Below are 25,691 nucleotides of genomic sequence, written 5' to 3' on the forward strand. Positions count from 1 at the left end.
AACTAATGTGGTTTGACTTATGAACTTACAGACCTTGCCGGGCTTATTTATTTCTCATGGATCGCCCATGCTGGCACTCAATCCCGAGCAGGTAGGCCCAGCATTGCATCGCTTAAGCCTGAATCTGCCACGTCCAACTGCGATTATTGTCATGTCGGCACACTGGGAAAGCGAAGCGCTAGAGGTGAATACCGGCATCCGTCCTGAAACTTGGCATGACTTCCGCGGTTTTCCACCTGAGTTGTATGAATTACGCTACCCGGCTCCTGGAAATCCCGAACTGGCTGAGCAAGTGCTAGGCTTACTGGCCAATGCCGGTTTTTCTGCGCATGCCAATAGTACCCGCCCGCGAGATCATGGTGTCTGGATGCCGCTATTGCATATGTATCCAGAAGCAGATATTCCAGTGGTTGAAATTTCTTTACCAATCACGATGAGTGCTGAAGATATTTACAGAATTGGTCAGACCTTGGCACCTTTGCGTGAACAGCAGGTATTTCTGATTGGATCAGGCAGTATTACTCATAATTTGCGTGAACTGTCTTGGCAGGGAAATACCGATGAGGTTCCGGAATGGGCCTCAACTTTCCGTAATTATGTAGTGAATAAACTGGTTCATAGTGATTTTGATGCCGTACTGGACTGGCAAACATTACCCCATATCAAACGTAATCATCCAACCCTGGAGCACTTTGCACCCTTATTCTTTGCTATGGGTACGGGAAACCGCTTCAGTGTCGTGCATAGCAGCTTTACCATGGGTGCATTAGGAATGGATATTTACCGCTTCGACTAGCCGATAATACCGAGCTTCTAAATTTAGCCCCTGATTTGGATACATTTTGTTAGCAAAAGCTACGATTTGTATCCATATTTTTTACTAATCTCCTGATTATAATCACGTTGAAATTTAGCACATAGAATTACACTGATGAAATCAAGAATTTTTGCACTTGCTCTGCTCCCTTTAGCTTTAATTGCGTGTCAATCCTCTCATCTTCCTGCGACTTCAGGAGATACAGCTATTTCCACTCCATCGACTACATTAAAAACACCAGTGCAAATCCTTTCTGCTTACACTTGGGAACTGGATCGTGGACTAGAACGGCCCATCGTACTCCATTTTGATGCTCAAGGCCGGCTGAACGCCGCTACGGGCTGTAATGGACTGGCAACGACCTGGTCAGTCAAAAACAATATCATCACGACCAGCGAAGTCGTAGGTACCGAAATGGCCTGTGATGCAGCACTGATGGAACAGGAGCGTTTTGTCAGCCAGCTTTTGCAAAAGCGTGATATTCCTTTCAGCTTAGATCTCAGTGATGCTAATCAGCCAAAATTAAGCATCACTGCGGCCGATGGGAAAAAATATATTTTTACTGGAAAAATGACCCCAGAAACTAAATACCAAGGGCAAGCAGAAACTATTTTCCTGGAAATTTCTCCACAAACCAAAACCTGTACCGGGGTAGCTCTACAAACCTGTTTACAGGTGAAAGAAATTAAATATGATGATAAAGGTTTAAAGACTCAGGTCGATAAAGACTGGACTTTATTCTATGACCAGATTGAAGGCTTTCAGCACTCACCAGATGAGCGTCAGATTATCCGGGTAAAGCGTTATGAAATTAAGAATCCGGCTGCAGACCAGTCTAAATACGCCTATGTATTTGATATGGCAGTAGAGCGTGAAGTGGTAAAAACCACCCTCTAAAGCAAAAAATAAAAATAAAAAAACCGAGGTAAATACCTCGGTTTTTTCAGCTTAGACTAAGTCAGACTTAGAATACGCCTTGAGCAAGCATAGCATCAGCAACTTTTACGAAGCCCGCAATGTTTGCACCGTCCACATAGTTCACAGTACCGTCTTCCTTAGTACCGAATTTTACGCAGTTGCGGTGAATTTCTTTCATGATCGCGTGTAAGCGCTCGTCAACTTCTTCGAAAGTCCAACCTAAACGCAATGCGTTTTGAGACATTTCCAGACCAGAAGTTGCTACACCACCTGCATTTGATGCTTTACCTGGCGCATAAAGAATTTTCGCTTCAACGAATTTCTCAACCGCTTCAAGCGTAGAAGGCATGTTTGCACCTTCAGCTACACAGATTACGCCATTGGCAAGAAGTGCAGCAGCATCGTCTGCATCCAGTTCGTTTTGCGTTGCACATGGCAGTGCGATATCACACTTAATACCCCAAGGACGTTGGCCTTCAAGATATTCGAAACCATGTTTAGAGGCAAACTCTGAAATACGGCCACGTTTTACATTCTTAAGTTCCATAACTTCAGCAAGAAGCGCCTCAGTGAAACCGTCTTTAACGTAAACTGTACCCGCAGAATCCGAAAGTGAAACTACTTTCGCACCAAGGTACATTGCTTTTTCAGCAGCATATTGCGCAACGTTACCAGAACCTGAAATCGCAACAACTTTGTCCTTGAAGCTTTCGTCACGAGACTTGAGCATTTCCTCAGCGAAATACACAGTACCGTAACCCGTTGCTTCCGGACGTGCCAATGAACCACCGAAAGTTAAGCCTTTACCAGTGAATACACATGCAGTGTCGTTACTTAATTTTTTCATCATGCCGGCCATGTAGCCCACTTCACGACCGCCTACACCAATATCACCTGCAGGGATATCTGTGTTCGCACCAAGGTGACGATACAGCTCGATCATTAAAGCTTGGCAGAAACGCATGATTTCGCCTTCTGATTTGCCTTTAGGGTCAAAATCAGAACCGCCTTTACCACCACCCATAGGAAGTGTGGTTAAAGCATTTTTAAATGTTTGCTCAAAGCCTAAGAATTTTAGGATTGAAAGATTCACTGAAGGGTGGAAACGCATACCACCTTTGAATGGACCGATCGCTGAGTTGTACTGTACGCGGAACGCACGGTTTACCTGAGTTTGACCTTGGTCATCTACCCAAGAAACTCGGAACTGGATCGCACGTTCTGGCTCAACTAGACGCTCTAGCAAACCATGTGCTGCGTATTGTGGATTCTTTTCAATGAACGGCCACAAACTGGTCATCACTTCTTCTACAGCTTGAAGAAATTCTGGTTGATGTGCATCACGTGATTTTACGTAATCTAGGAACTCATTAAGTGTGTTGTATTTCAACGCTTAATCCTCAGCAGAAAATGGATCAAAATTGGTCAAATTTACAATCAATGTTAAATTTTGGCGCAAAATATTAAATATCTTTTGTAACCAATCTACAATACTTTTTTTGAAAATACTTTAAAATTAATTTGATAACAAATATTTATATTGATTATGAATATTTTTTCTAGGTTATTAAATACCAATTGAATCAATACCTAATTGTCATTTTATGCCTAAAAATAAGGCATAAAATGACCTTAATTCGTGCACCACTCAGCATCCAAAAAACATGTTAAAATTGATAAATCGACATATTTTGTTTCACTTACTCTCTCATGCTTGCCATGAGTAATGCTGGTTATACATGAATTCGCCTATTTCTCTGGTCCAATCGATTGATGCTTTACTCCCTCAAACCCAATGTGGACTCTGCGGTCACCGTGACGGATGTTTACCTTATGCCCAGTCGATTGCTGAGGGTGAAGATGCCAACAAATGTGTACCTGGCGGGCAGCCTGTTGCCGATGCTCTGGCCGTATTATTAAATCGCTCTAAACTACCGGCTGAAGAAAGCGTCTGGCCAGTTCAAGCCGATGGTCGTCCCCAGCGCATGAAAGCGGTTATTCGTGAAGATGAATGTATTGGCTGTACCAAATGTATTAGTGCCTGCCCGGTCGATGCAATTATTGGCTCAGGTAAACTGATGCATACAGTGCTTACTGACCTGTGTACCGGTTGTGAGCTTTGTATCCCGCCTTGTCCAGTAGACTGCATCGATCTGGTTGAAGATCAACAACCCTTACCGACTGAAGCACAGCGCATTGCAGAACAGGATGATCTGCGTCAGCGTTACTATGCGCACATCCAGCGTGAAGAAAAACGGCGTACCGATCGTAAAGGACCTGTGGTCCGTGCAGAAATCGATACTGCCCTGTTTGCCCGTTTCTCAGCTTTAAATGAGCAACTCCCCGTGATTGAAGTCGCGAGCAAGCCAGAGAATGCCCCCGTATCACTTGATTCCAAGACCACGATTGAACTGGCAAAACTACGTACCCAAATTAAAAAACTGGAAAAACAACTCTCAGTTCGTGAAGATGCCCGAAAGCGTACCCAGCTCGAAGAATTGACACAGCAATTACAGGCTTTACAGGGATAACATGACAATTGCCAAGGCCAAGCCCGTTAAAAACATGACCAAAAAACAGATTCAGACCTTTTTTGAACGCCTGCGTGAACAGCGACCCAATCCAAAAACCGAGCTGAATTATGCTAATCCCTTTGAATTGCTGGTCGCAGTCACGCTGTCAGCCCAAGCCACAGATGTCAGTGTCAACAAAGCCACAGACAAACTGTTTCCAGTCGCCAATACACCGGAAGCAATTTATGCGCTAGGTATCGATGGTTTGAAGGAATATATCAAGACCATTGGTTTATATAACTCGAAAGCGGTCAACGTGATTAAAGCCTGTGAAATGCTGATTCAGAAGCACAACAGCGTGGTACCGGATAATCGTGCGGATCTGGAAGCCCTGCCGGGTGTAGGTCGTAAAACGGCGAATGTGGTACTGAATACGGCCTTTGGTCAGCCGACCATGGCGGTCGATACACATATTTTCCGGGTCGGTAACCGTACTGGACTGGCAGTTGGTAAAAATGTGCTTGAGGTCGAGCATCGTTTAGTGAAGGTCATTCCAAAAGAATTTATTATTGATTCACATCACTGGCTGATTTTACATGGCCGTTATTGCTGTGTTGCACGTAAACCGAAATGCCATGAATGTGTAGTTGCAGATGTATGTAACTGGCCGGACCGGTTTGAGTTTGGTGCAGATCGTGCAATTCCGGTGAAAAATATTGAAGCTGAAACTTAAGCTCAGCTTTTTTCGTTTAGAGTACCTCAAAGCATTTATTTATTATTTTGCTCAGCCTGCTCTTGTTCGCGCTTCTGTTGAAGTTCTGCCTGTAATTTGGGATGTAACTGACGTGCCGGTACTTTTCCGGCATTTTCTGCCCGTTCTTCCTGGCGTACCTTGTTAAGTATTTTAAAACTGATATAGAACAAACCCACCACTACTGCCAGCAATATAACCATTAATACCAATATGCCAAATTTCATAGCAGCAAGCACCCTGTTTAAATACACAACAAAAAAGAGCCCTAATATGGCTTAGGGCTCTTCGATTGTCAAAATAATCGGTTAATGATTATTTTGATTGATCTAAAATCGCGAAAAGATCTTTTTGAACTTCGTCGATTGGACGCAAGCCATTCAGCTTGTCATAAGTCGGTGCATTTTCCCCAGATGCTGCACGGCCTTGGTAGAAACCCACCAGCTGTTCAGTTTCAGTGTGGTAAGAACCTAGACGCTTACGAATTGTTTCTTCCTGGTCATCAGGACGCTGAACCAGATCTTCACCTGTTTCATCATCTTTACCTTCCACTTTTGGCGGGTTGTAAACGGTGTGATAAACACGACCAGACGCCGGATGCTGACGACGGCCTGACAGACGTTGAACGATTTCTTCATCTGGCACATCAATTTCAATCACGTGATCAATTGCAATGCCTTCTTTTTCCAAGGCTTCTGCTTGAGGAATGGTACGCGGGAAACCATCAAAGATGCAGCCGTTTACACAGTCAGGTTGCGCAATACGTTCCTTGACCAGACCAATGATCAACTCATCAGAAACCAAACCGCCATTGTCCATGACACTTTTAGCTTGTAGACCTAATTCAGTTCCTTCACGAATTGCAGCACGGAGCATATCACCGGTTGAAATTTGTGGGATATTGTAGCGCTTACAGATCAACTGAGCTTGTGTACCTTTACCTGCTCCAGGTGGTCCGAGTAAGATAATGCGCATATATAAACATCCTCATTTAAACAATATGTATGACGCCACGACCACAATCACCCGATTGTGTCCCCCGGCATCTCATTATAAGAAAGCCACAAACAAATGGATTAAACCCGCGACAAAACCGGTTACCCCACCCAATAAAATCAGAATCCATTCATCTTCCTGAAATGCAGGACGTAAAAGATTCTGAAACTCCTTCGGAGTCAACTCACGTATGCGGTCTCTAAACATTTGATAGATTTTCTGTGCACGGCTCGCATTAAATGCTGGGTCGCATACAGGTACCATCGTAATTTCAATCGAGCGATCGATCAAGTCCGTCTTGAGTTTTGCATACTCTTTTGGTCCTAAAGACAGCTGTAAAGAGGTTCTGACCAGGGGTGTTTCCATAATTTCATTAATATGACGTTTGATAATGCGGCGGGTTTTATCTTTTCTGCCGCCATACATCATCTCGGTCATGATCGATTTTAACGTAATCAGATCTTCTGTGACTACACTTGCGAAGACGTCAGAGACTTCATCCTGACGTTTCATAAATGCGCCTTGTATGTTATAGGTGCCGATACGAGGAATCACCGGTTTGATCCATGGAAACTTGCGATCTGCGGTACGGCTAAAGAATTGCAGGTATTTTACCGGATGTGGTTCTAGTGGGTTGAAGACCATCCAGATGGCAATCCAGTTGGTCAAAAAGCCCCAGATGGCAGCCCAGAACGGTACGGTCCAGTGCCAAGGCACCACAAACCAGACAATCATCTGGAAAATACCAAAGAACATCCCGATGAGCGCACTGATATGCCAGATGAAATTGATCTCTTTTTGACCCACTTTCAGGAACATGCGTACCATAAGTCGGCGGTCACCTTCCATCTGGCTGACCACCATTTCACGCATATCCACAAGTGACTCGACGTTCATGGTCAGCTCAGTCACTAATTCACGTAAAATTGCCGGCATTTGTTTCTGTGCTTGTGCATAAATTCTGCGCTTGATGGCAAAAGGCAGGTTTTCCCAAAGGACCGCATTGCGATCCATCATGACTTCATCAATCAGATGTTCCAGTTCAAAACCAACCTGCTCCCCAATGATCCGTGCCATGTCATCGGGATCCATCGCCTGTAAGAACTCACGGATGGAACCTAGTTTTGAGAGCGTATTATCGGTAATAATGCCTGAAATACGCCCAGCTTTGCGTGGCACAATTCCCTGCCAGCCGATAGGAATGGGCCCTAAATGAAAACCCCAAAAATTGATCGGATAAAAGACCATTTTCAGTGCCATCCAGACGTGAGCCCAGGTTACAAATGCAGTCACCGGAATAATGCTGAGCACGGCCCAAAAATCTGGGCGATTTACAAAGGCTTGCCACAACTCGTTGACGTACTCAAGCATGCATAATTTCCATATTTAATTTTTTGTTCACAGAATACACATATTAATAAGGTCGAATATTTTGTCTATAAACCGATACTTAAAGTATAGGAAAATTGTAGCCGGGGTTCTGTTTCAGCCACAACAAAACCAGTTCGGTCTTCGAGTTTCTCCCCCACACCGATCCCCACACTAAAACTGCTGATCCGTTCAGAACTAAGCAAAACATAAGCCAAGTCAATACCGGCACCTAAGCGGGTCTTGTACTCATTGTCAATCCGCCTGCTATCGATATGCCCTGCATAAGCCCCGACATAATAACCATTATTGTCTTTACCAGTGAGATAGGCCGGATAACGAAAGCCTGCCTGTGCTCCTATCTTATGGTCATCATTCAGAAAAACTCCACCTTTCACATAAGCAATCCCGTAAGGATTAACCCATTCAGTATTTAAGTGTATCAATTCCTGGGTAATACCAACACCAACATTAAAGGCTTTTGCCGGCTCAGGTTCTATTTTAGCAGTAGTATTAATTTTATCATGTGCATATGCCCCATTCGCCCAAAATGCAAACGCTAACAAAGGGTAAACCTTGTTCATTCCTTCACCATCTTCCTTAATTATAGTTTTCGGTATAGTCCTATTTTTATTGGATTTTACTCTAGCAGAATTATCACAACTCTTGTATACAGCACTTTACAATTTTAATGTCTGTAAAGTCAAAGCTTATAGAACCTGATGACAAGGTCAGTTTTTCATTATCAAATCAAGTGCACTTGCGTTAGAATATTCCACTTTGATTCTTTTCAATCACTCTCAGGTCTTAAGTCGATCGCGTATGAAGCAGCACTTTCCTTTAAAAAATGCACAACAAGAAAAGCGCATCTATCGCAGTCGAGTCTTGATTTCCATGGGGATTGTGATTTTCTTTATGCTGCTGCTGGTCAGCCGCTATGCCTATTTGCAACTGTTCAACTTTGAAAGCTTTAGTACGGCTTCTGACGAGAACCGGATTCGCTTGCAGCCCTTACCCCCAGCACGCGGTTATATTTATGACCGTAACGGCGTATTGTTGGCCGACAACTATCCAGTCTTTACTGCCACTTTAAGTCGTGCCGATGTACAGGACATCGACCAGACACTCGAACGCCTGAAACCGATTCTGGAACTGACCGAAGAAGACCTGGAACGCTTTCAAACCCGTATTAAAACAGCACGTAAGACCGAACGGGTTTCGATCAAGCTCAATCTGAATGAAAATGATATTGCCCGTTTTAGTGAAGTAAAATATCAGTTTCCGGGCGTGAATATTGAAACCCAGATGACCCGCTACTACCCGCATGGTGATCTGTTCGCGCATGTGATTGGTTATGTAGGTCGAATTAATGACAAAGAACTTAAAGCTATTGACAAGGATCTGTATGCCGGAACCAACCTGATCGGAAAGATCGGGGTGGAAAAATCCTATGAAGAGCTTCTGCATGGTGTACCAGGAAATGAATCGGTAGAGGCCGATGCCTTTGGTAATGTGCTACGTCATCTGGGCCGCAAGGATCCGGTGCGCGGTAACGACCTGTTCCTGTCACTCGATTACGGCTTACAGGTAGTAGCTTCAGAACAGCTGGCTGGGCGTCGTGGCGCAATTGTAGCGATGAATCCCAAGACCGGAGAAATTCTGGCGCTAGTATCCAGCCCAAGCTTTAATCCAAATCTGTTTGTCACCGGAATCAGTACCAAGGACTACAGCGGTCTACGTGATAACCTCGATCAGCCTCTCTATAATCGGGCTGTACAGGGTACCTATCCACCCGGCTCTACCATCAAGCCGATGTTTGGTCTGGGCGGACTACATTATGGCCTGGTGGACTGGAATACTGCTATTTCGGATCCAGGCTATTTCACCTTGCCTGGTGACAGTCACCGCTTCCGTGACCATAAAAAAACCGGGCATGGCTCAGTAAATATGCATAAAGCACAAATTGTGTCCTGTGATACCTATTTCTATGTCATGTCCTACCGCATGGGCATTGAAAAAATGAACACCTGGATGCGTCAGTTTGGCTTTGGTGAAAAAACCGGGGTCGATTTACCAAGTGAAAGTTCCGGACTTTATCCTAGCCCGGAATGGAAGATGCGTACCCGTAATGCCAAATGGTCACGTGGTGAAACCATTTCTGTCAGTATTGGTCAGGGTGCTTTTACCTCCACGCCTTTACAGCTGGCTATGGCCACTGCGATTACCGCCAACCAGGGTAATAAAGTTATTCCTCATGTGCTGCGTGAAAGTCGCGGTGCCAAACCATTCAAGGTACATAATGGTACTCATGGCAAGATCGATTTTAACGGTCAGGAAGAAGACTGGATCAAGATGCGTGAGGCGATGGTAGATGTCATTCAGTCGGGTACAGGTCGAGGCATCAAAAGCGGCCTGCAATACTCTATTGCGGGTAAAACCGGGACAGCACAGGTTAAAAGTATTGCTCAGGGCAAACGCTACAATGAATCCCTGTTGACCGACCGTCAGCTGGATCACGGTCTTTTTGTCGGTTTTGCCCCTGCTGAACAGCCCGAAATTGCGATCGCAGTCATTCTGGAAAATGGTCGTGGTGGTAGTGCGGCAACCGCCTTGGCCCGACCAATTTTCGATTACTGGTTACTGCATAAAGATAAAAATCCAATACGCCCACAGGGACACCAATTAAGTGGCGGCCTGATGACAGCCGGAATCAAGCCAGCTGAATTACCAAGTGGTGCAGGTATGCTAAGTCAGGATGCAGCCTCTAGTGCAGCTCCAGCCAGTAGCCAGTCCGCTCCTCCTGCTCCGGCTTCTACAAATACTGCTGCATCTCCCGCAGCGCCTCATGCTCCGACACCGGTAGAACGAGATTAAAAATGAAAAACCAGCTTCGAATTATTGGTGGTGACTGGAAACGTCGTCAACTACCTTTTGCCAGTATTGAGGGTTTGCGCCCGACGCCTGACCGTGTCCGGGAAACTCTATTTAACTGGCTGATGTGGGAGGTGCAAAATGCCCAGGTTCTGGATATGTGTGCCGGTTCAGGGGCATTGGCTTTTGAGGCATTATCTCGTGGCGCTGCCTCAGTGGTGATGATTGAACCTGATCGTACTCAGGCTCAATTTTTAACTCAGAATCTGGAACTATTGAAAGTCACCAAGACACGTGCCCAATTGAAAGTAGCTACTGCGCAACAAGTTTTGCCCACGCTGCAGACACAATTTGATCTGGTTTTTCTAGATCCGCCGTATAGCCTGAATTTATGGGAAACCTTGTCTGAACAGGCAAATCATCTGATCAAGGATAATGCTTATATTTATGTAGAAGCGGACCGCGATCTGCAATCTCTTAAATTACCCGCCTCATGGCGTTTAATTAAAAATACCAAAGCCGGAATGGTCCGTGCAGGACTCTATCAAAAAACGCATCTGTAAGACCAAAATTTAAAAGGATTCCTGTAATAAGAAATCCTTTTGGTCAAATCATAGGGTTTAAAAATTAATGAGCGGATAACAGAGCAATTAACGGGTCGGAGATGGAGGTGGCGGATTCCGATTGTTTTGGCCGGGATTATTCCAGTTAGGACGGTCTTTGTTGTTATTCCAGTCAGGACGATCTTTGTTGTTATTCCAGTCCCGGTCACCATGTGGTCGATCATGATGTTTATCCCGATCTTTATGACCGCGATAATCATCGTGAGGATCTACAACACAACCGGTTAATGAGACTGCCAATACAGAAAGTAATATTACTATTTTCATGTTCATTACCTCTTGCGGTACAGGTTTCAGTATCCGGCAATTTGATTGATAATTCAGAAACTCCGTGTTGGATTCTTGTTTTATTTTATGCTCGGATTTCTTGATTTCCGATGCAGACAAGAGCTAAATTCCTTGGCGTTTATATCAATTTGCACTGAGATTTGCATAAATACCACTAAGCAAGTACTTGGTTTTTCCAGTTATCTTTTTAATACTACTGACTTTAATTTCGTACCGATCCTTATGACCTGGTTGTTATTTATTTTTGGTGCGATGGTCGCAGGTTTTGTTCAGGGTCTGACTGGTTTTGCCTTTGCCCTGATTGCCATGTCCTTCTGGGTTTGGGTATTAGCTCCGCAACTAGCCGCGCCCCTGCTGGTATTTGCCTCGGTCTGGAGTCATGTGATTTCACTGAGTCAGGAACAGACGCAGCCCTTTTTATCCAGACAGTTAGTACTGCCTTATCTGATTGCCGGCCTGATCGGTGTACCGCTTGGTACTTATTTGTTGCAGATCATTCAAGCAGATACCTTCAAAATAGTCCTAGGATTTTTTCTGGTGCTGTGGTGCCCGGTGATGCTGCTTAGCCCACAACTTAAAATGATTCAGCATTCAGGAAAATTAGCGGATAGTGGTATAGGCTTCATGGGTGGCATCTTAGGCGGACTGGGTGGTTTTTGCGGCGCTATTCCTTCAGCCTGGGTCATGCTAAAGCAAATACCCAAAGCGCAGCAGCGCTATATTTTGCGGCATTTCAATTTTGCCATTCAGCTTTTCACGTTGGGTACGTATCTATGGCAAGGCCTGATTAATCAAAGCCATTTACCTTATATGGCCTTGCTGATTGTTTTTGTGAGCCTTCCGGCGATTCTAGGGGCAAAATTATTTTATAAAATTTCAGAATTACTATTTAAACGTATTATCTTAAGTTTACTTTTTAGTACTGGCTGTTTTCTATTAGCATCTCAATTCATTTAGGCATAAGAAAAAGCCACGCCCTGTTTTCCCTCTAAAGCTTGAATCTAGCAAGATAAATGCTATTTTAAGGCCATTCTTTCGCAATACAGATCATCATTATGCAGATTCGTGATCAGATCGTTCTTGTTACTGGCGGTGCACGTGGTTTGGGTTTAGCCATTACCCGGGCTTTACTCGCTGAGGGTGCGCGCGTGGTCGTCAACTATCATAGCAGTCAGCAGCAAGCTGAACAGCTGGCCCAACAATATCCTGCGCAGGTATTTACTTATCAGGCAGATGTTACTGAGGCTGATCAGGTACGCGCTTTATTTGCCGCGGCAAAAAATCATTTTGGGGAAGCAATTCATGCGATAGTCAATAATGCGTTGATTCAATTTGAATTTAATGGCGATGCACGGCCTAAAGTTGAAACACTCACTTGGGAAATGTTGCAACAGCAGTTCAGCGGTGCAGTACAGGCAGCTTTAAATACCACCCAAGCCGCACTGGATGATATGAAACAGGCAGGATTTGGCCGGATTGTGAATATTGGTACAAACCTCGTGCAAAATCCGGTAGTTCCTTATCATGACTATACTGCTGCCAAAGCCGCATTATTGGCGTTTACCCGTACTACGGCACAGGATTTGGGACAGTATGGTATTAATGTAAATATGCTTTCTGGCGGCCTGTTACAAACCACAGATGCCAGTAAGGCCACACCTGACTTTGTCTTTGACCTGATTGCTCAATCGACCCCTTTACGCCGTGTGATTACTCCCGAAGAATTTGCCGCTGCAATCTTGATGTTTCTGTCGCCTTATTCACGTGCAGTCACAGGACAAAACCTGATTGTAGATGGCGGCCTGGTCAAAGGTTAGGGGCTTAGTGCATGCAATTGATTTTAAAATTCTATTATTCTATTTTTTAACCATTTGGTAGATTAAAAAGGTTTTTGGAACAGTTTTTACTTCTACAATAGAGCGTTCTCATAAAACCTTTTGCCTACTTTCATGAAATTTATCACGACATTGCTCAGTACCTTGCTGCTGGCAGGTTGTATGTCCAGCGATTTGAAAAAATCCGAACAATTACTGCGAAATTTCCACTGTGCCAAGGTAGATACCGCACAAATGCCACATAGCAGTATGACTGATTATTATCAGCAGATGTTGTACAGCAGCAAATCCAAAGTCGAGTCTTATATCAAACAGTATCATCAGGGTGAAAAGCTGTTTGATCTACCGCTACATGAGGTAGTGGAACAACAATATGCTTTGTATAAAGATGCCTGCCAAAACCTGGGAGGAATTTTACCCGCTTCTGAAAATGCATCTTAAGCCTGTCAATTTTAAGATTAGACGAAAAAAAAGCAGGAAATATTTTCCTGCTTTTTTCCAACCTAATTTTAACTCTGATAATAGCGCTGATCTACACTGAAGCATTCAGGGAATTTTGGTTCAATATCTGCATAAAATGCCATGATTTCTGCCATATCCTTTTCATAATCCCCCGTCGGATAGACAATTTTTCCTACACCAGTTTTTTTCTTGGCATAGTCCATATAGGCCAATGCAATTGGCACACCGGCATTGATGGCGACATGATAAAAACCCGTCTTCCACTGTTCCTGCTTGGCTCGGGTCGCTTCTGGCGTGACCAGCATGACCAGTTTCGGATGGGTCTTGAATAATTCCGACATCACCTGAACCATACTCGGACGAGGCTCCCCCGGCTGTTTAGGTCGGCGATCAATACCGATTCCACCCATAGCCCGAACAAAAGGCCCCAATGGAAACTTCATATAACTGTCTTTAATGGTTAAGCGAACATTCACACCTAATGCTTTCAAAGCCAGACGCGCATAAAGTGCATCCCAATTACTGGTATGTGGCGCAGCAATCATGACACATTGATCTAAATCTAATGGCCAGTGATTGTCAATTTTCCAACCCAGTATATTCAGGCTTTGTTCTGCTAACTTCTCAAACACGTCACGCACCAATTCTATTCAAAATTGCGCGAATTTTAACAACCTAAGCAAATATAGATAGTGCAAAAAGATCAATAAACAACCAATTAATCTATATTTGTATAATTAGATTTTTCAAATGAAAGATTAATTTATAGTTCTAATATTTAATTCCCCACTGATAAATAAATCATAAAACGATTTATGCTCTTAGCTTTAAAATGGTACGAAATAAAGGAAGATTCAGACCTTGAAAGCCCTGCAACAGGCTGGCAAAAATCAAGTATGTCTCTCAAATATTATGATAATCATCATATTTTCAACTGTAGATATAAGCACTCATTTTACTCAGAGTAGGCCAAATAATTTGGCTAAACTCGATTAAATTTTAAAGTTAAATTTAACTATTTTAATCAACATGTTCAAAATGAATCGTACAGCCCATCAATAAATGCATCAGCTCGATTTGCGAACAACAATGGGTTTTTTCATAGATATTTTTAAAATAAGTCCGAACCGAACTAAGGGTAATGCCACACTGCTCTGCAATATCTTCTATTTTATATCCATTAATCAACAACTCACATAAATCAAATTCCCGTTTAGAAAGTTGATAGCACTGTTGTAGATAAGCTCTTGAAAGTGAATAATGCTGGCTTTTATGGGTCATAAATAATGCAACCTGATGTTGGGCAGACTGTAGATGTTGCATATTCCTTAATTTCTTAAAGGGCACCACTGTAAGCATGAGTTGCGCGCCCATAGTATCACTTAGCGCCAGAACCCCGCCTGCTTCTGTGTGAATAGCCGCATCTTCGAGTAAAGCACTTTCCAGCAATTGATCGAGACGTGTCTGCTGCCCAGAAGCGGCTTTCAGACGATTATGCATATCTAAATCAAGACATGAACTTTGATCTAGCATCTTTTGTGCAACCGGATTGGAATAGCTTAAACACAAATTTTGGTCCAGCAGTAAAATTCCTGTCTTGAAATTATCCAGTACCGTATACAAGCTTAAATTATCTTGCTGGATGACATTGATTTGCCGATGAATTTGCAAAGCCCGACGTAAATGGAGACTGATACGCCTTAAAAAATCCAGCTCAACCTGTGCAAAAGGCTGCACTTCACGTGTACGATGAATACCCAATACTGCCCAACGATAATTCCCCCGATCCAGCAGTACTCCTGCCAGATGACAGATACCACTCGGTTTTAAACATTTTTCATAGAATACATAGTGATCGGTTCCCGGATGCTGGGCATAATGCTGACAGCTTTGACTTAATGCCTCTCCTATCTCGCTTCCATTCCATAATGGCATATGCAGTTTCATATCAACTACTCTGATTCGGTCATCTTGATAAGCGGCCAGAGTTTCATTTGGGATATTATGCGTATACACAAAATCATAACCTGGATTAAGCTGATCCAGACCGGTAAAAATTGCGCTCTTGCTTTTAGTATGGTTCACAATATCTTTGATTACATCCAGCCATAGATTCGGCAATAAAGCAGCATCATAAATTTTTGCGATCAGATTATTTTCTCGTTCTAACTTCATTATCCTCTGCTCTTTATCATTATCATTATCATTATTTTCTTAATAATAGCGTTCAGAATCCCAGAACGAAACAGCATAAAGTTACTTTGAACTTTGATAAAAATTATTTAATTCTATTCAACTAGGAGTAACTTCAGCCTCATTCACCTAATGAATCAAACATTAACAGGATTGCCCTAGTTATCTGTACAGACTACTTTTAAGCTAAGTGATAGCAACTAAATCAATAAGGTCCGAACAATGAAAAAACTACCACTTATTGCAGCGACAGCAGTCACGCTTGCAGTAGCCTTAAGCGCATGTTCAAAGCCAAATAATAATGAACCGATGAATAATAATGCTGAATCAAGCCCGGCAACCATGGAAAAAAACACTGCAGATACCAACATGGCTCGTGCTGATAGCGCACAAACCTCACTAGACTGGGCGGGTGAATACGGAGGTGTTTTCCCTTGTGCTGACTGCGAAGGAATTAAAGTTGAATTAGACCTACATCCGGATAAAACCTATGAGCTCAATGAAGAATATTTGGGTAAAACTGGAAAGAATGAGTTTGAGACTAAAGGAAGTTTCAGTTTTGACCCTCAAGATCCGTCAATCATTACTCTAGATAACCATGCTGACAATCGTAAGTTTTTTGTGGGTGAAAATTTTATTGAAGCACGTGATGTAGAATCAGGTAAAAAAATTGACAGTAATTTAAATTATAAATTAGTTAAAAAATCTGCATCTTAATTTTGTAAACATATAAAAAAATCCCCGCAATTGCGGGGATTTTTTAGTTTCAATCAGGCTAAGCTTAAATTATTTACCGCCAAACACATATGAAACACCTACACGACCACCAACTTCGCTACCACCGAAACCAAGTGCAGCGCTTAGAGAAGTACGACCATCAGCAAGAACACTTGCAACACCTAGAGCAGCAGCAGATTCACCTTCATAGTGACCTACACCGCCAAACACTGCGTACTGACCAGCACCGATGTTAGGAATTTGTTGTTGAGTCGCTAACGCGATAGCGATACCACGGTAAGAAGTCTTCTCTACATCATCAATACGGCTGTTCAATTGACCAACACGGCTATTGAATCCTGCAACTGCATTATCAGTATAAGCATTTGCAGAGGCTAAAGTTGCTGCATCCCCCTCTACAGCTGCAGCACGAATCGCCTGGCGGTCTGTTGCCGCTGCTGTTAAACCTGCATCAACTGCAGCTACAGCTTCGGTTACGAATGTTTGATTTGCAGCTAATTGAGTTTCAACTTGTGCCACAACTTCCTGAGTTGCTTCACCTACAGAAGTTTGAATATTTTGAACGATACTTACACCACCGATCTGGAAGTCAGCAGCATTAATTACGCCTGTAGTGTTGATACCATCTGCATTTACTTCTGTGAACTTATCTGCTTTACCAGTTTCTTTTTGAGAAACAACTACACCATAAGTATTTTTACCATCTTCAGATTTTACAATACCAGTAGTTACTGATTGGGAAGATACTTCTGTAGTTGTACCTACATCACCTAAACCGAAACGGTCGCCTTCTTCAAAAATGCCACCTGCAACTGCGCTACTTATAAGCACATTTGTTGCGCTTGCTTGAGTACTTTTAGATTCGCCATAAACAACTGCGTTAGAATTAACACTCTTAGTTACCGTCGTACTTTCAGTTGTACCAGTAGCAACGTCTGCTACACCTGTCGCATATTGTGTAAGTGTGCTAATTTTTGCATTTGATGCAGAAACAGTCCCATCTTGATTTACTTGATACAGCCCCTTACCTACAAGTTCAAAATAGGTATTATCTTTGTCATCTCGGTATGAACGTGTTTCGAACTTTTCTACATCAGCATTTGGTTTTGTGATGGAAGCTGTCACAGTACCTTTAGTAGCATCAATCTCTATATTATCGTAAGCCTGCCCATCAAAATCTGATACAGAAGCTAGACCCAAGCCATTATGTGTTAATGCAGCACCAGTACCTGTAACTTTACCATTAGCAGCAAAGTCAAGGTTATAGGCTAAAACTCCGTGAGTTTCCAACTGCGTATTAGATTTACCAGTTAATTCATTTGGTAAAGCGCCAGCTACTAAAGTATTAACAGTACCAGTATTTACTTGGTTGCCACCTTCTGCATTATATGCTTCCACTTCGATAACAACATTACCATCAGCACTAATGAATGTACCTTCTACAAATTTCTCTTCATATGCAGCAGTACCTGTTTGGTTTTGAGATTGAGACCAAACATGCAGAACACCTTCATCATTATTGTTAGGCGTAATACCATGATCAACTACACCACCAGCATCAGAATCGGTTTGAGAGTCTACTTGACCCCCTAACGCTAATTCATAACCTGCAGGTAATTGACCATTTGCTACAACCGAACCAAATTCGTATTTATTTGTATCTTCATTAAATTCAAGGTTCCAGTACTCATATCCCTCATTACCATTGGCTAACTTAAGTACCACATCACCTTCAGCATTCTGATAAACCCAAGCATCTGCTTTCACTGGATCAGGTAAATTATTAAGTGCTGCATTTGTAGAAGTGAAAGCTGCAAATGCTAAAGTTGCTGCCAATAATGTCTTTTGAAATTTCATATAAATTTCCTTCAATTTTTATAAAAAGACTGGTCTACCCTAGGATTGATGTAAACCAGCAAAACTGATTTGAATGTCTGGTTGTTCTGGAGACTGCCATCCACTACAAACCGCTGTCATAGCGGTTCTGCAGCAATAATAAACAAAAAGAAACAATAATATCAATCAATATTTGATTTAATTTTAAAGCAATAATTACCTAGAGGTATTAACAAAATATAAATATTTATTAATTTCAATTAGTTAATTATAAAATACGATACGCAAAAAAATATATATAAAGTGAAAGTTGATATAAATTTGTGGAAATTTTACTAATTAAGTTAATCTAATAAATAACTTTTCGTATCTCAATAGTCCTTTTCATCTTAGGAGGCCGCTACAAAAAGGAGGTGATACCTTGGATAGAGATCACAAGTTTGTTTTTTATTTAATATATTTTTTGTTTTTTGATTAATTTAACTTTAAAGCTACAATTTAATAAACAAATAATTGTACAAAAAGCATAAAATACAAAAAGGTATATGATTTATTTTGGATTATGAGTAATCAACAAGAAAAAAAGCTATTTGCTGAACGCTTAAATAAAGCTTTGCTGGAAGCAAAGCATCCTATTAGTCCCACTTACTTGGCGAATGAATTTAACAACCGTTACAATGGTCAACCTATCAGTGTACAGTCAGCCAATAACTGGTTATTAGGTAAAGCAATTCCTAATCAGGATAAGTTAGCCATATTAGCCTTATGGTTAAATGTATCTAATCAATGGTTACGTTTTGGAGACATTGATCAAATAAACACACCTAATAGTAATTCATTAGAGTCAATGGATTTAGATTTTCTATTGAAATTCAGAAGATTAAGTAATTCTCAAAAGAAACTGGTTACTTCATTGATAGATGAAATTCTAAGATAATTTATTATGTAGAAGCTTCATATAATGTTGCTTCTCCTTCCTGTAGATCTCAAGCAAATCTTCATATTCTCTTATTTTTGCATATAATCTTTTCAGCTCATTTTTTTTAATGACCACTGAATCTATAGGATCATAACAAGTTCCTAAACATGCCTTTTTTTTCTGTTCCATACTTAAAATAATAAATCAATATTTGATTAAATCATAAACCATCTACAATAAAAAACCAATAAAAAAGCCACAAAAATATACTTTTGTCTATAAAACTGTGACCTGGTTCATAAGCAAAAAACAATTTCAATCAATCACTTAATTTTACTTATTAAAGGAAACCATATTTTTTAATCAAAAAATCCCCGCAATTGCGGGGATTTTTTTATGAAATGATCAGCTGATGAATTACATCATACCGCCCATACCACCCATACCACCCATATCAGGCATCGCAGGTTTGTCTTCTGGAATATCAGTGATCATGCATTCAGTTGTTAACATGAGGCCAGCTACAGATGCAGCGTGCTCAAGTGCAGAACGAGTTACTTTCGCTGGGTCAAGAATACCCATCTCTAGCATGTCACCGTATTCGCCAGTTGCAGCGTTGTAACCAAAGTTACCTTCGCCATTTTTAACAGCGTTGATCACTACAGAAGGCTCATCACCCGCGTTAGATACAATTTGACGAAGCGGTGCTTCGATCGCGCGGCGAAGAATGTTGATACCTACATTCTGGTCATCGTTCGCGCCTGTTACACCTTCAAGTGCTTTAGCTGCACGTACCAGAGCAACACCACCACCAGCAACAACACCTTCTTCAACTGCAGCACGAGTCGCGTGAAGCGCATCGTCTACGCGATCTTTCTTCTCTTTCATTGCAACTTCAGTTGCAGCACCGATTTTGATGACAGCAACCCCGCCAGCAAGTTTCGCTACACGCTCTTGAAGTTTTTCTTTGTCATATTCTGAAGTCGACTCTTCAATCTGTGCACGGATTTGCTGTACACGCTCAGAAATCTGAGTTGCATCACCAGCGCCATCGACAATTACAGTATTTTCTTTAGACACAGTTACTTTATGTGCTGTACCCAGGTGATCAAGTGTTGTTTGATCAAGCTGCATGCCGATTTCTTCAGAAATTACAGTACCGCCAGTCAAGATCGCGATATCTTGAAGCATTGCTTTACGACGATCACCAAAACCAGGCGCTTTCACTGCACATACTTTGATGATGCCGCGCATGTTGTTTACCACAAGTGTAGCTAGTGCCTCACCTTCAACATCTTCAGCAATGATCAGCAGCGGTTTGCCAGTTTTTGCAACAGCTTCAAGTACAGTGATCAGTTCACGGATATTACCGATTTTCTTATCAACAAGAAGAATGAACGGATTTTCAAGTTCTGCTGTCAAAGTATCTTGTTTGTTTGCAAAGTACGGAGAGATATAACCGCGATCGAACTGCATCCCTTCAACTACGTCTAGCGAATCTTCGAAGCCTGAACCTTCTTCAACCGTGATCACGCCTTCTTTGCCTACTTTTTCCATCGCTTGCGCAATCAGCTGGCCTACAGTCGTATCAGAGTTAGCAGAGATCGAACCTACTTGTTCAATAGCTTTAGAGTCTGATGCTGGTTTTGCAGTTGCCTTGATGTTTTCAACAACAGAACGTACTGCAATATCGATACCGCGTTTCAAGTCCATTGGGTTCATACCCGCAGTTACTGACTTGATACCTTCGTTCAAGATTGCTTGAGCAAGAACAGTCGCAGTCGTTGTACCGTCACCTGCGATGTCATTGGTCTTAGAAGATACTTCGCGAACAAGTTGAGCACCCATGTTCTCGAACTTGTCTTTTAAAGTAATTTCTTTGGCTACAGTAACACCATCTTTAGTGATGTGCGGCGAACCAAAAGAACGATCGATGACAACATTACGGCCTTTAGGACCAAGCGTAACTTTTACTGCATCTGCAAGGGTGTTTACACCAGCAATCATTTTTGAACGAGCTGAATCACCAAATTTTACGTCTTTAGCTGACATATTTGACTCCGAATATTATTGTATCTTTACAAAATCTGATTTGGAACGAATAAAACTTTTTAGCGTAGATTAAGCTTCTAATACTGCTAAAATGTCAGATTCTTTCATGATTAAAAGCTCTTCACCGTCTACTTTTACAGTAGTACCTGCATACGTACCGAACAATACTTTGTCGCCAACTTTTACATCTAGTGCACGTACACCATTGTCGGTGATTTGACCATTACCAACTGCAATAACTTCCCCTTGAGCAGGTTTTTCAGCAGCCGAACCAGGAAGTAAAATCCCTCCCGCTGTTTTAGTTTCTTCTTCAACACGACGAATAACAACGCGATCATGTAATGGACGAATGTTGCTCATAAATAACTCCATCAGACTAAGTCTTTTTTAAGGTCACTGATGACGACTTAATTATTCCATGGGTCATCATCAAAAATTTTTGATGTCACTTTTATGGAGATGGAATAAAACGCTTCAAGGGCAAAAATGAAAAAAAATTGGTTTTTTTTAAAGAATTCTTAATTTTCGTCTATTTCTTGGGCAGATCAGCTTTAAACACAAAAGATTGTGCCATTTCATCGAACAGATATTGAGAAATGTTTCCTGTGGCATCAATCAGGTTAAAGCTATTAGGTTCATTTTGATGCAGACGATTTGAGGCAGAAGTCCCCGCATGTACATCGTAAACCGGATGATCCAGTCCTAGCTCAAATATCTGGTTCAGGTCATAAGTCGCTGGTTGATGCAGATGTCCATGCAACACACCAAACAGGCCATGCTCCGCCCAGGCTTGTAACGCAATTTTAGCCATCAGTGGGCTGTCCTTGAAACCGCGCTTGTTTTGAAAAGGCACATAAAAAGGTTGATGGCTGACAATGATTTTTAGTTTGGAAACCGGCGCTTGAGCCAGCTTCATATCAATACGTTGAATCTGCTCAAGCGATAAATGTCCTTTGGTATGATACCGGCGTCGGATTGAATTCACGCCAATCAGGTAAAAGTTTTCTGTTTCAAACACCGGCTCCAGTTCACCAAAAAAAATCTGGTAGCGGGTGAATGGATTGAAAAACCGATTCCACAAATGATAAAGCGGAATATCATGATTACCTGGAATTACCATATAGGGTGTATCAAGTTGATCCAGAAATTTCTTACAGTCAAAGAACTGACCAAAACGCGCACGTTGCGTCAGATCGCCGCTCACCACTACCGCCTCCAATGGGTGAGACTGACAAAATTGCTGAATCGCTTTTAAACACTCCGGTCTTTCTGTACCAAAATGCAGATCAGAAAGATGTAGAATCATGCGGCACCATTACATTTAAAGCATTTTTTAAAACTGAAATATTTAGAGGAGGTGTCATTTCTACAGTCTCCCCATCTATGGCGATCATCAGCTTGTTACGTCTAGATTCAATCCGTACCTGATCCGCAGCAAAACTATACACATCCGATGCTTCATCAATCTTGCCCCGGATGAGCTGATATACCAGCTTAAACAACGTCATTTTGTCACTTTTAGCAACCACGACACCGGCAACCTTCCCCTGTTCCGCTGCCTGAGCAATCCGCATTTTCATTTCGGCCAGTTGTAGTGGATTATTACCAAAAAAAATCAGTGGAGTTTTAACCGGGTATTTTTTTTGATCTACCCAGATTTTGAGTTTTAATTCTTTGCGATCGCGAATCAGCACATCTAGCGCAGAGGTATAGGCATGTATAGGTAGCCGCCCAAAGATCCGGTTGTAATCTTCACGCTTTTTTATAAATAAAGGATAGAGTCCCAAACTGGCATTATTCAGATAAATTTCCTGATTAATACGAGCGACATGAATAGATTTAATCTGACCTGTGGCAATGACTTGTGCGGCTTCAACCAAGTCCAAAGGAATACCCAGCAACCTTGCTACATAATTAAAAGTACCTAAGGGCAAAATACCTACCGGAATCTGCGTTTCAAGCAAATGCTTTGCGACAGAGTTCAATGTTCCATCTCCACCAGCTGCGACCACTACCCCAGGTTCGACAGACTGCTGATGGCGCAGCAAAACTTCGGCCATAATTGTTTTAAATTGCTGTGAATCATTGATTTCATAGCTTTTAATCTGATAACCATGCGTTGAAAAAATTTCCATCAATTGCTTATAATTTTCTTGCTGATCGAGTAAACGAAAACCAGAATTATGGTTATAAATAATCGATAAGGGTTTAGATTGATTAGACATTTTTTGTTCAGATTAATGTAGACCTATTGGCATTTTGTCCAATTCATACACAATTAATAGTGGCTTTATGTAAAATTCAAATAGTGACCATTTATTTAATCAATGACAAACCAGATTAAACCATTTTATTTATATTATTGATTTTAAATAAAATAATTAAAATAAATACTATACATAAAATTAATAAATACAATATTAAGTCTTTGAATTTATTTATATCTAACTGTTTTTTCTATATTTAAATAGAAAATAGCATAATATTCCAAATAAAATCCAACGCTTCTTTGGTCTTATTTTTTTTACGATTTTATGCTTTAATACAGCCACTTTTTTTTCATATTTCATCTGGTCAGTATTTTATTGACCAGATTGTACTTTGTACAACATTTTGTACACATTTGAGATAGGCCTCACCATGACCCAAGTGAACGCACCAGAATTCGTTCGTCACCCTAAGCTTATTGCGTGGGTGGAAGAAATTGCTAAATTGACAAAACCAGCAAAAATTGAATGGTGTGACGGTAGCGCAGAAGAATATCAACGTTATATCGACTTGATGATCGCTAACGGCACAATGCAAGCGCTTAACCAGGAGAAACATCCGGGTTCTTATCTTGCAAATTCTGATCCTTCTGACGTTGCTCGTGTTGAAGGTCGTACTTATATCTGTTCAGAAAACAAAGAAGACGCTGGTGCGACCAATAACTGGGAAGCGCCTGCTGAAATGCGTGCTCGCCTGAACGGTTTGTTCGACGGTTCTATGAAAGGCCGTACTTTGTACGTTGTACCTTTCTCTATGGGTCCTTTAGGTTCTCATATTGCACATATCGGTATCGAACTGACTGACTCTCCTTATGTAGCAGTCAGCATGTCTAAAATGGCTCGTATGGGTAAAGCTGTTTATGACGTTTTGGGTACTGATGGCGAATTTGTTCCATGTGTACACACAGTTGGTGCACCTTTAGAAGAAGGTCAAAAAGACGTTGCCTGGCCTTGCAACCCTGAAAAATGGATCGTGCATTATCCAGAAACGCGTGAAATCTGGTCTTACGGTTCTGGTTACGGCGGTAATGCATTGCTTGGTAAAAAATGCCTAGCTTTACGTATTGCATCTTATATGGGTCGTCAACAAGGCTGGTTAGCTGAACACATGCTGATCCTTGGCGTGACAAATCCACAAGGCGAAAAACACTACATCGCAGCTGCATTCCCATCTGCTTGTGGTAAAACAAACTTCGCGATGCTGATTCCACCAGCAGGCTACGAAGGCTGGAAGATTGAAACTGTAGGTGACGATATTGCCTGGATCAAACCAGGTGAAGACGGTCGTCTATACGCAATCAACCCTGAAGCTGGTTTCTTCGGTGTAGCGCCTGGTACTAATACCAAGACCAACCCGAACTGTATGGCTACACTGCACAAAGACGTGATCTATACCAACGTTGCTGTGACTGACAACGGCGAAGTTTGGTGGGAAGGTCTGACTAAAGAAGCACCTGCTAACCTGACCAACTGGAAAGGTCAACCACACACTGGCGAAGAAAAAGCAGCGCATCCAAACGCTCGTTTCACCGTTGCTGCTGGTCAATGCCCTTCTATCGATGCTGATTGGGAAAATCCAGCGGGTGTTCCAATTTCTGCGTTCATCTTCGGTGGTCGCCGTGCAGACACAGTACCGCTAATTTCAGAAGCTATTGATTGGGTTGATGGCGTGTATAAAGCTGCAACCATGGGTTCTGAAACCACTGCCGCTGCTGTTGGTCAACAAGGTGTTGTTCGTCGTGACCCATTCGCGATGCTGCCATTTGCTGGCTACAACATGGCTGACTACTTCACGCATTGGTTAGAAATGGGTGAGAAAGTGGGCGAGAAAGCTGCTGCTGCAGGCAACAAGCTTCCAGGTATCTACAACGTGAACTGGTTCCGTCGTGATGCTGAAGGCAACTTCGTATGGCCTGGTTTCGGTCAAAACATGCGTGTTCTTGAGTGGATCATTGACCGTTGTGAAGGTCGTGCAACTGCTGTTGAGACTCCAATTGGCCGTGTTCCAACTTACGAACAGTTGAACTGGAACGGTACTGATTTCTCTAAAGAACAGTTTGACCTGGTAACTTCTCAAGACAAAGATCAATGGATCAAAGAGCTTGAAAGCCACACTGAATTATTTAACAAATTAGGTGATCGTTTACCTGAAGCGTTGAAAAAACGTCAAGCTGAATTACTTGAAGCTGTTAAATCTGCTTAAGTGCTGATTTAATTTAAGAAGGTCGCGTAAGCGGCCTTTTT

Annotated in this window: 25 protein-coding genes; 12 read left to right on the plus strand and 13 right to left on the minus strand. The window is 42.0% G+C overall.

Annotated features, from left to right (window positions below; genetic code table 11):
- Window positions 1-19: 19 nt before the first annotated feature.
- Together AY605_RS06285 and AY605_RS06290 are read left to right on the plus strand one after the other, a co-directional pair.
- Window positions 20-796: a dioxygenase gene (locus AY605_RS06285; protein WP_064095591.1), complete on the plus strand. Its 777-nt coding sequence runs from the start codon at window positions 20-22 to the stop codon at window positions 794-796.
- Between the two features lie 135 nt (window positions 797-931).
- Entirely contained in the window at window positions 932-1,714 is a 783-nt protein-coding gene (locus tag AY605_RS06290; RefSeq protein WP_064095592.1) for an META and DUF4377 domain-containing protein, read from the plus strand.
- Between the two features lie 67 nt (window positions 1,715-1,781).
- Here AY605_RS06290 and gdhA read toward each other — a convergent pair whose 3' ends face one another.
- Window positions 1,782-3,125: an NADP-specific glutamate dehydrogenase gene (gdhA, locus tag AY605_RS06295; protein ID WP_064095593.1), complete on the minus strand. Its 1,344-nt coding sequence runs from the start codon at window positions 3,123-3,125 to the stop codon at window positions 1,782-1,784.
- A 349-nt stretch (window positions 3,126-3,474) separates the two neighbouring features.
- Here gdhA and AY605_RS06300 point away from each other — a divergent pair, with 349 nt between their 5' ends.
- Both AY605_RS06300 and nth read left to right on the plus strand, forming a co-directional pair.
- The gene (locus tag AY605_RS06300) at window positions 3,475-4,266 is read left to right on the plus strand and encodes an RnfABCDGE type electron transport complex subunit B (protein ID WP_064095594.1); all 792 of its coding nucleotides are present in this window, start codon (window positions 3,475-3,477) and stop codon (window positions 4,264-4,266) included.
- Window position 4,267: 1 nt separating this feature from the next.
- On the plus strand, window positions 4,268-4,981 hold the full coding sequence (gene nth / locus AY605_RS06305) for an endonuclease III (RefSeq protein WP_064095595.1): 714 nt from the start codon (window positions 4,268-4,270) through the stop codon (window positions 4,979-4,981).
- Between the two features lie 35 nt (window positions 4,982-5,016).
- Here the strand turns inward: nth and AY605_RS06310 are convergent, their stop codons facing one another.
- The 4 genes from AY605_RS06310 to AY605_RS06325 all read right to left on the minus strand — a co-directional run bounded on the left by AY605_RS06310 (window position 5,017) and on the right by AY605_RS06325 (window position 7,947).
- Window positions 5,017-5,226 (minus strand): hypothetical protein, encoded by a 210-nt coding sequence (locus AY605_RS06310; RefSeq protein ID WP_064095596.1) that lies wholly within the window; start codon window positions 5,224-5,226, stop codon window positions 5,017-5,019.
- An 88-nt stretch (window positions 5,227-5,314) separates the two neighbouring features.
- Window positions 5,315-5,974 (minus strand): adenylate kinase, encoded by a 660-nt coding sequence (adk, locus tag AY605_RS06315; RefSeq protein WP_064095597.1) that lies wholly within the window; start codon window positions 5,972-5,974, stop codon window positions 5,315-5,317.
- A 75-nt stretch (window positions 5,975-6,049) separates the two neighbouring features.
- Entirely contained in the window at window positions 6,050-7,366 is a 1,317-nt protein-coding gene (locus AY605_RS06320; RefSeq protein ID WP_064095598.1) for a hypothetical protein, read from the minus strand.
- 65 nt (window positions 7,367-7,431) lie between these two features.
- The gene (locus AY605_RS06325) at window positions 7,432-7,947 is read right to left on the minus strand and encodes a hypothetical protein (protein WP_064095599.1); all 516 of its coding nucleotides are present in this window, start codon (window positions 7,945-7,947) and stop codon (window positions 7,432-7,434) included.
- Window positions 7,948-8,185: 238 nt separating this feature from the next.
- On the opposite strand from AY605_RS06325, the gene mrdA reads away from it, so the two are divergent.
- Entirely contained in the window at window positions 8,186-10,237 is a 2,052-nt protein-coding gene (gene mrdA, locus AY605_RS06330) for a penicillin-binding protein 2 (protein WP_064095600.1), read from the plus strand.
- Window positions 10,238-10,239: 2 nt separating this feature from the next.
- Complete coding sequence (gene rsmD / locus AY605_RS06335; protein ID WP_064095601.1) at window positions 10,240-10,797, plus strand: 16S rRNA (guanine(966)-N(2))-methyltransferase RsmD; 558 nt, start codon at window positions 10,240-10,242, stop codon at window positions 10,795-10,797.
- Between the two features lie 87 nt (window positions 10,798-10,884).
- Here rsmD and AY605_RS06340 read toward each other — a convergent pair whose 3' ends face one another.
- Entirely contained in the window at window positions 10,885-11,130 is a 246-nt protein-coding gene (locus AY605_RS06340) for a hypothetical protein (protein ID WP_064095602.1), read from the minus strand.
- Window positions 11,131-11,367: 237 nt separating this feature from the next.
- Here AY605_RS06340 and AY605_RS06345 point away from each other — a divergent pair, with 237 nt between their 5' ends.
- The 3 genes from AY605_RS06345 to AY605_RS06355 all read left to right on the plus strand — a co-directional run bounded on the left by AY605_RS06345 (window position 11,368) and on the right by AY605_RS06355 (window position 13,421).
- Window positions 11,368-12,102 carry a sulfite exporter TauE/SafE family protein gene (locus tag AY605_RS06345; protein ID WP_064095603.1) on the plus strand — a complete coding sequence of 245 codons (735 nt, stop codon included), beginning with the start codon at window positions 11,368-11,370 and terminating at the stop codon, window positions 12,100-12,102.
- A 98-nt stretch (window positions 12,103-12,200) separates the two neighbouring features.
- Window positions 12,201-12,962: a 3-oxoacyl-ACP reductase gene (locus AY605_RS06350; RefSeq protein WP_064095604.1), complete on the plus strand. Its 762-nt coding sequence runs from the start codon at window positions 12,201-12,203 to the stop codon at window positions 12,960-12,962.
- Between the two features lie 132 nt (window positions 12,963-13,094).
- Complete coding sequence (locus AY605_RS06355; protein WP_064095605.1) at window positions 13,095-13,421, plus strand: hypothetical protein; 327 nt, start codon at window positions 13,095-13,097, stop codon at window positions 13,419-13,421.
- 68 nt (window positions 13,422-13,489) lie between these two features.
- Here the strand turns inward: AY605_RS06355 and AY605_RS06360 are convergent, their stop codons facing one another.
- The gene (locus AY605_RS06360; RefSeq protein WP_064095807.1) at window positions 13,490-14,074 is read right to left on the minus strand and encodes a 1-acyl-sn-glycerol-3-phosphate acyltransferase; all 585 of its coding nucleotides are present in this window, start codon (window positions 14,072-14,074) and stop codon (window positions 13,490-13,492) included.
- A 388-nt stretch (window positions 14,075-14,462) separates the two neighbouring features.
- Window positions 14,463-15,617, minus strand: a complete 1,155-nt coding sequence (locus tag AY605_RS06365; protein ID WP_064095606.1) for a helix-turn-helix transcriptional regulator — start codon at window positions 15,615-15,617, stop codon at window positions 14,463-14,465.
- A gap of 240 nt (window positions 15,618-15,857) precedes the next feature.
- Here AY605_RS06365 and AY605_RS06370 point away from each other — a divergent pair, with 240 nt between their 5' ends.
- Window positions 15,858-16,352 carry a copper resistance protein NlpE gene (locus tag AY605_RS06370; RefSeq protein ID WP_064095607.1) on the plus strand — a complete coding sequence of 165 codons (495 nt, stop codon included), beginning with the start codon at window positions 15,858-15,860 and terminating at the stop codon, window positions 16,350-16,352.
- Window positions 16,353-16,421: 69 nt separating this feature from the next.
- Here the strand turns inward: AY605_RS06370 and AY605_RS06375 are convergent, their stop codons facing one another.
- Window positions 16,422-18,230: a YadA-like family protein gene (locus tag AY605_RS06375; protein WP_064095608.1), complete on the minus strand. Its 1,809-nt coding sequence runs from the start codon at window positions 18,228-18,230 to the stop codon at window positions 16,422-16,424.
- Between the two features lie 541 nt (window positions 18,231-18,771).
- Here AY605_RS06375 and AY605_RS06380 point away from each other — a divergent pair.
- On the plus strand, window positions 18,772-19,146 hold the full coding sequence (locus AY605_RS06380) for a hypothetical protein (protein WP_064095609.1): 375 nt from the start codon (window positions 18,772-18,774) through the stop codon (window positions 19,144-19,146).
- 399 nt (window positions 19,147-19,545) lie between these two features.
- Here AY605_RS06380 and groL read toward each other — a convergent pair whose 3' ends face one another.
- From groL to AY605_RS06405, 4 genes are all read right to left on the minus strand, one after another.
- Window positions 19,546-21,180, minus strand: coding sequence for a chaperonin GroEL (groL, locus tag AY605_RS06390; protein ID WP_064095611.1), 1,635 nt, complete (start codon window positions 21,178-21,180; stop codon window positions 19,546-19,548).
- 69 nt (window positions 21,181-21,249) lie between these two features.
- A complete protein-coding gene (locus AY605_RS06395) occupies window positions 21,250-21,540 on the minus strand; it encodes a co-chaperone GroES (protein WP_064095612.1) in 291 nt (96 codons plus the stop codon).
- Window positions 21,541-21,709: 169 nt separating this feature from the next.
- Window positions 21,710-22,486 carry a metallophosphoesterase family protein gene (locus tag AY605_RS06400; RefSeq protein ID WP_064095613.1) on the minus strand — a complete coding sequence of 259 codons (777 nt, stop codon included), beginning with the start codon at window positions 22,484-22,486 and terminating at the stop codon, window positions 21,710-21,712.
- Window positions 22,467-23,405: a diacylglycerol/lipid kinase family protein gene (locus AY605_RS06405; protein ID WP_064095614.1), complete on the minus strand. Its 939-nt coding sequence runs from the start codon at window positions 23,403-23,405 to the stop codon at window positions 22,467-22,469. Before AY605_RS06405 ends, AY605_RS06400 begins: the two co-directional genes overlap by 20 nt.
- Window positions 23,406-23,820: 415 nt before the next feature.
- On the opposite strand from AY605_RS06405, the gene AY605_RS06410 reads away from it, so the two are divergent.
- The gene (locus tag AY605_RS06410) at window positions 23,821-25,650 is read left to right on the plus strand and encodes a phosphoenolpyruvate carboxykinase (GTP) (protein WP_064095615.1); all 1,830 of its coding nucleotides are present in this window, start codon (window positions 23,821-23,823) and stop codon (window positions 25,648-25,650) included.
- The last annotated feature ends 41 nt before the right edge of the window (window positions 25,651-25,691 follow it).

Origin of the sequence: Acinetobacter sp. SFD (assembly GCF_001647575.1) — a bacterium.
In the GTDB taxonomy this organism is placed as follows: Bacteria; Pseudomonadota; Gammaproteobacteria; order Pseudomonadales; family Moraxellaceae; genus Acinetobacter; species Acinetobacter pecorum.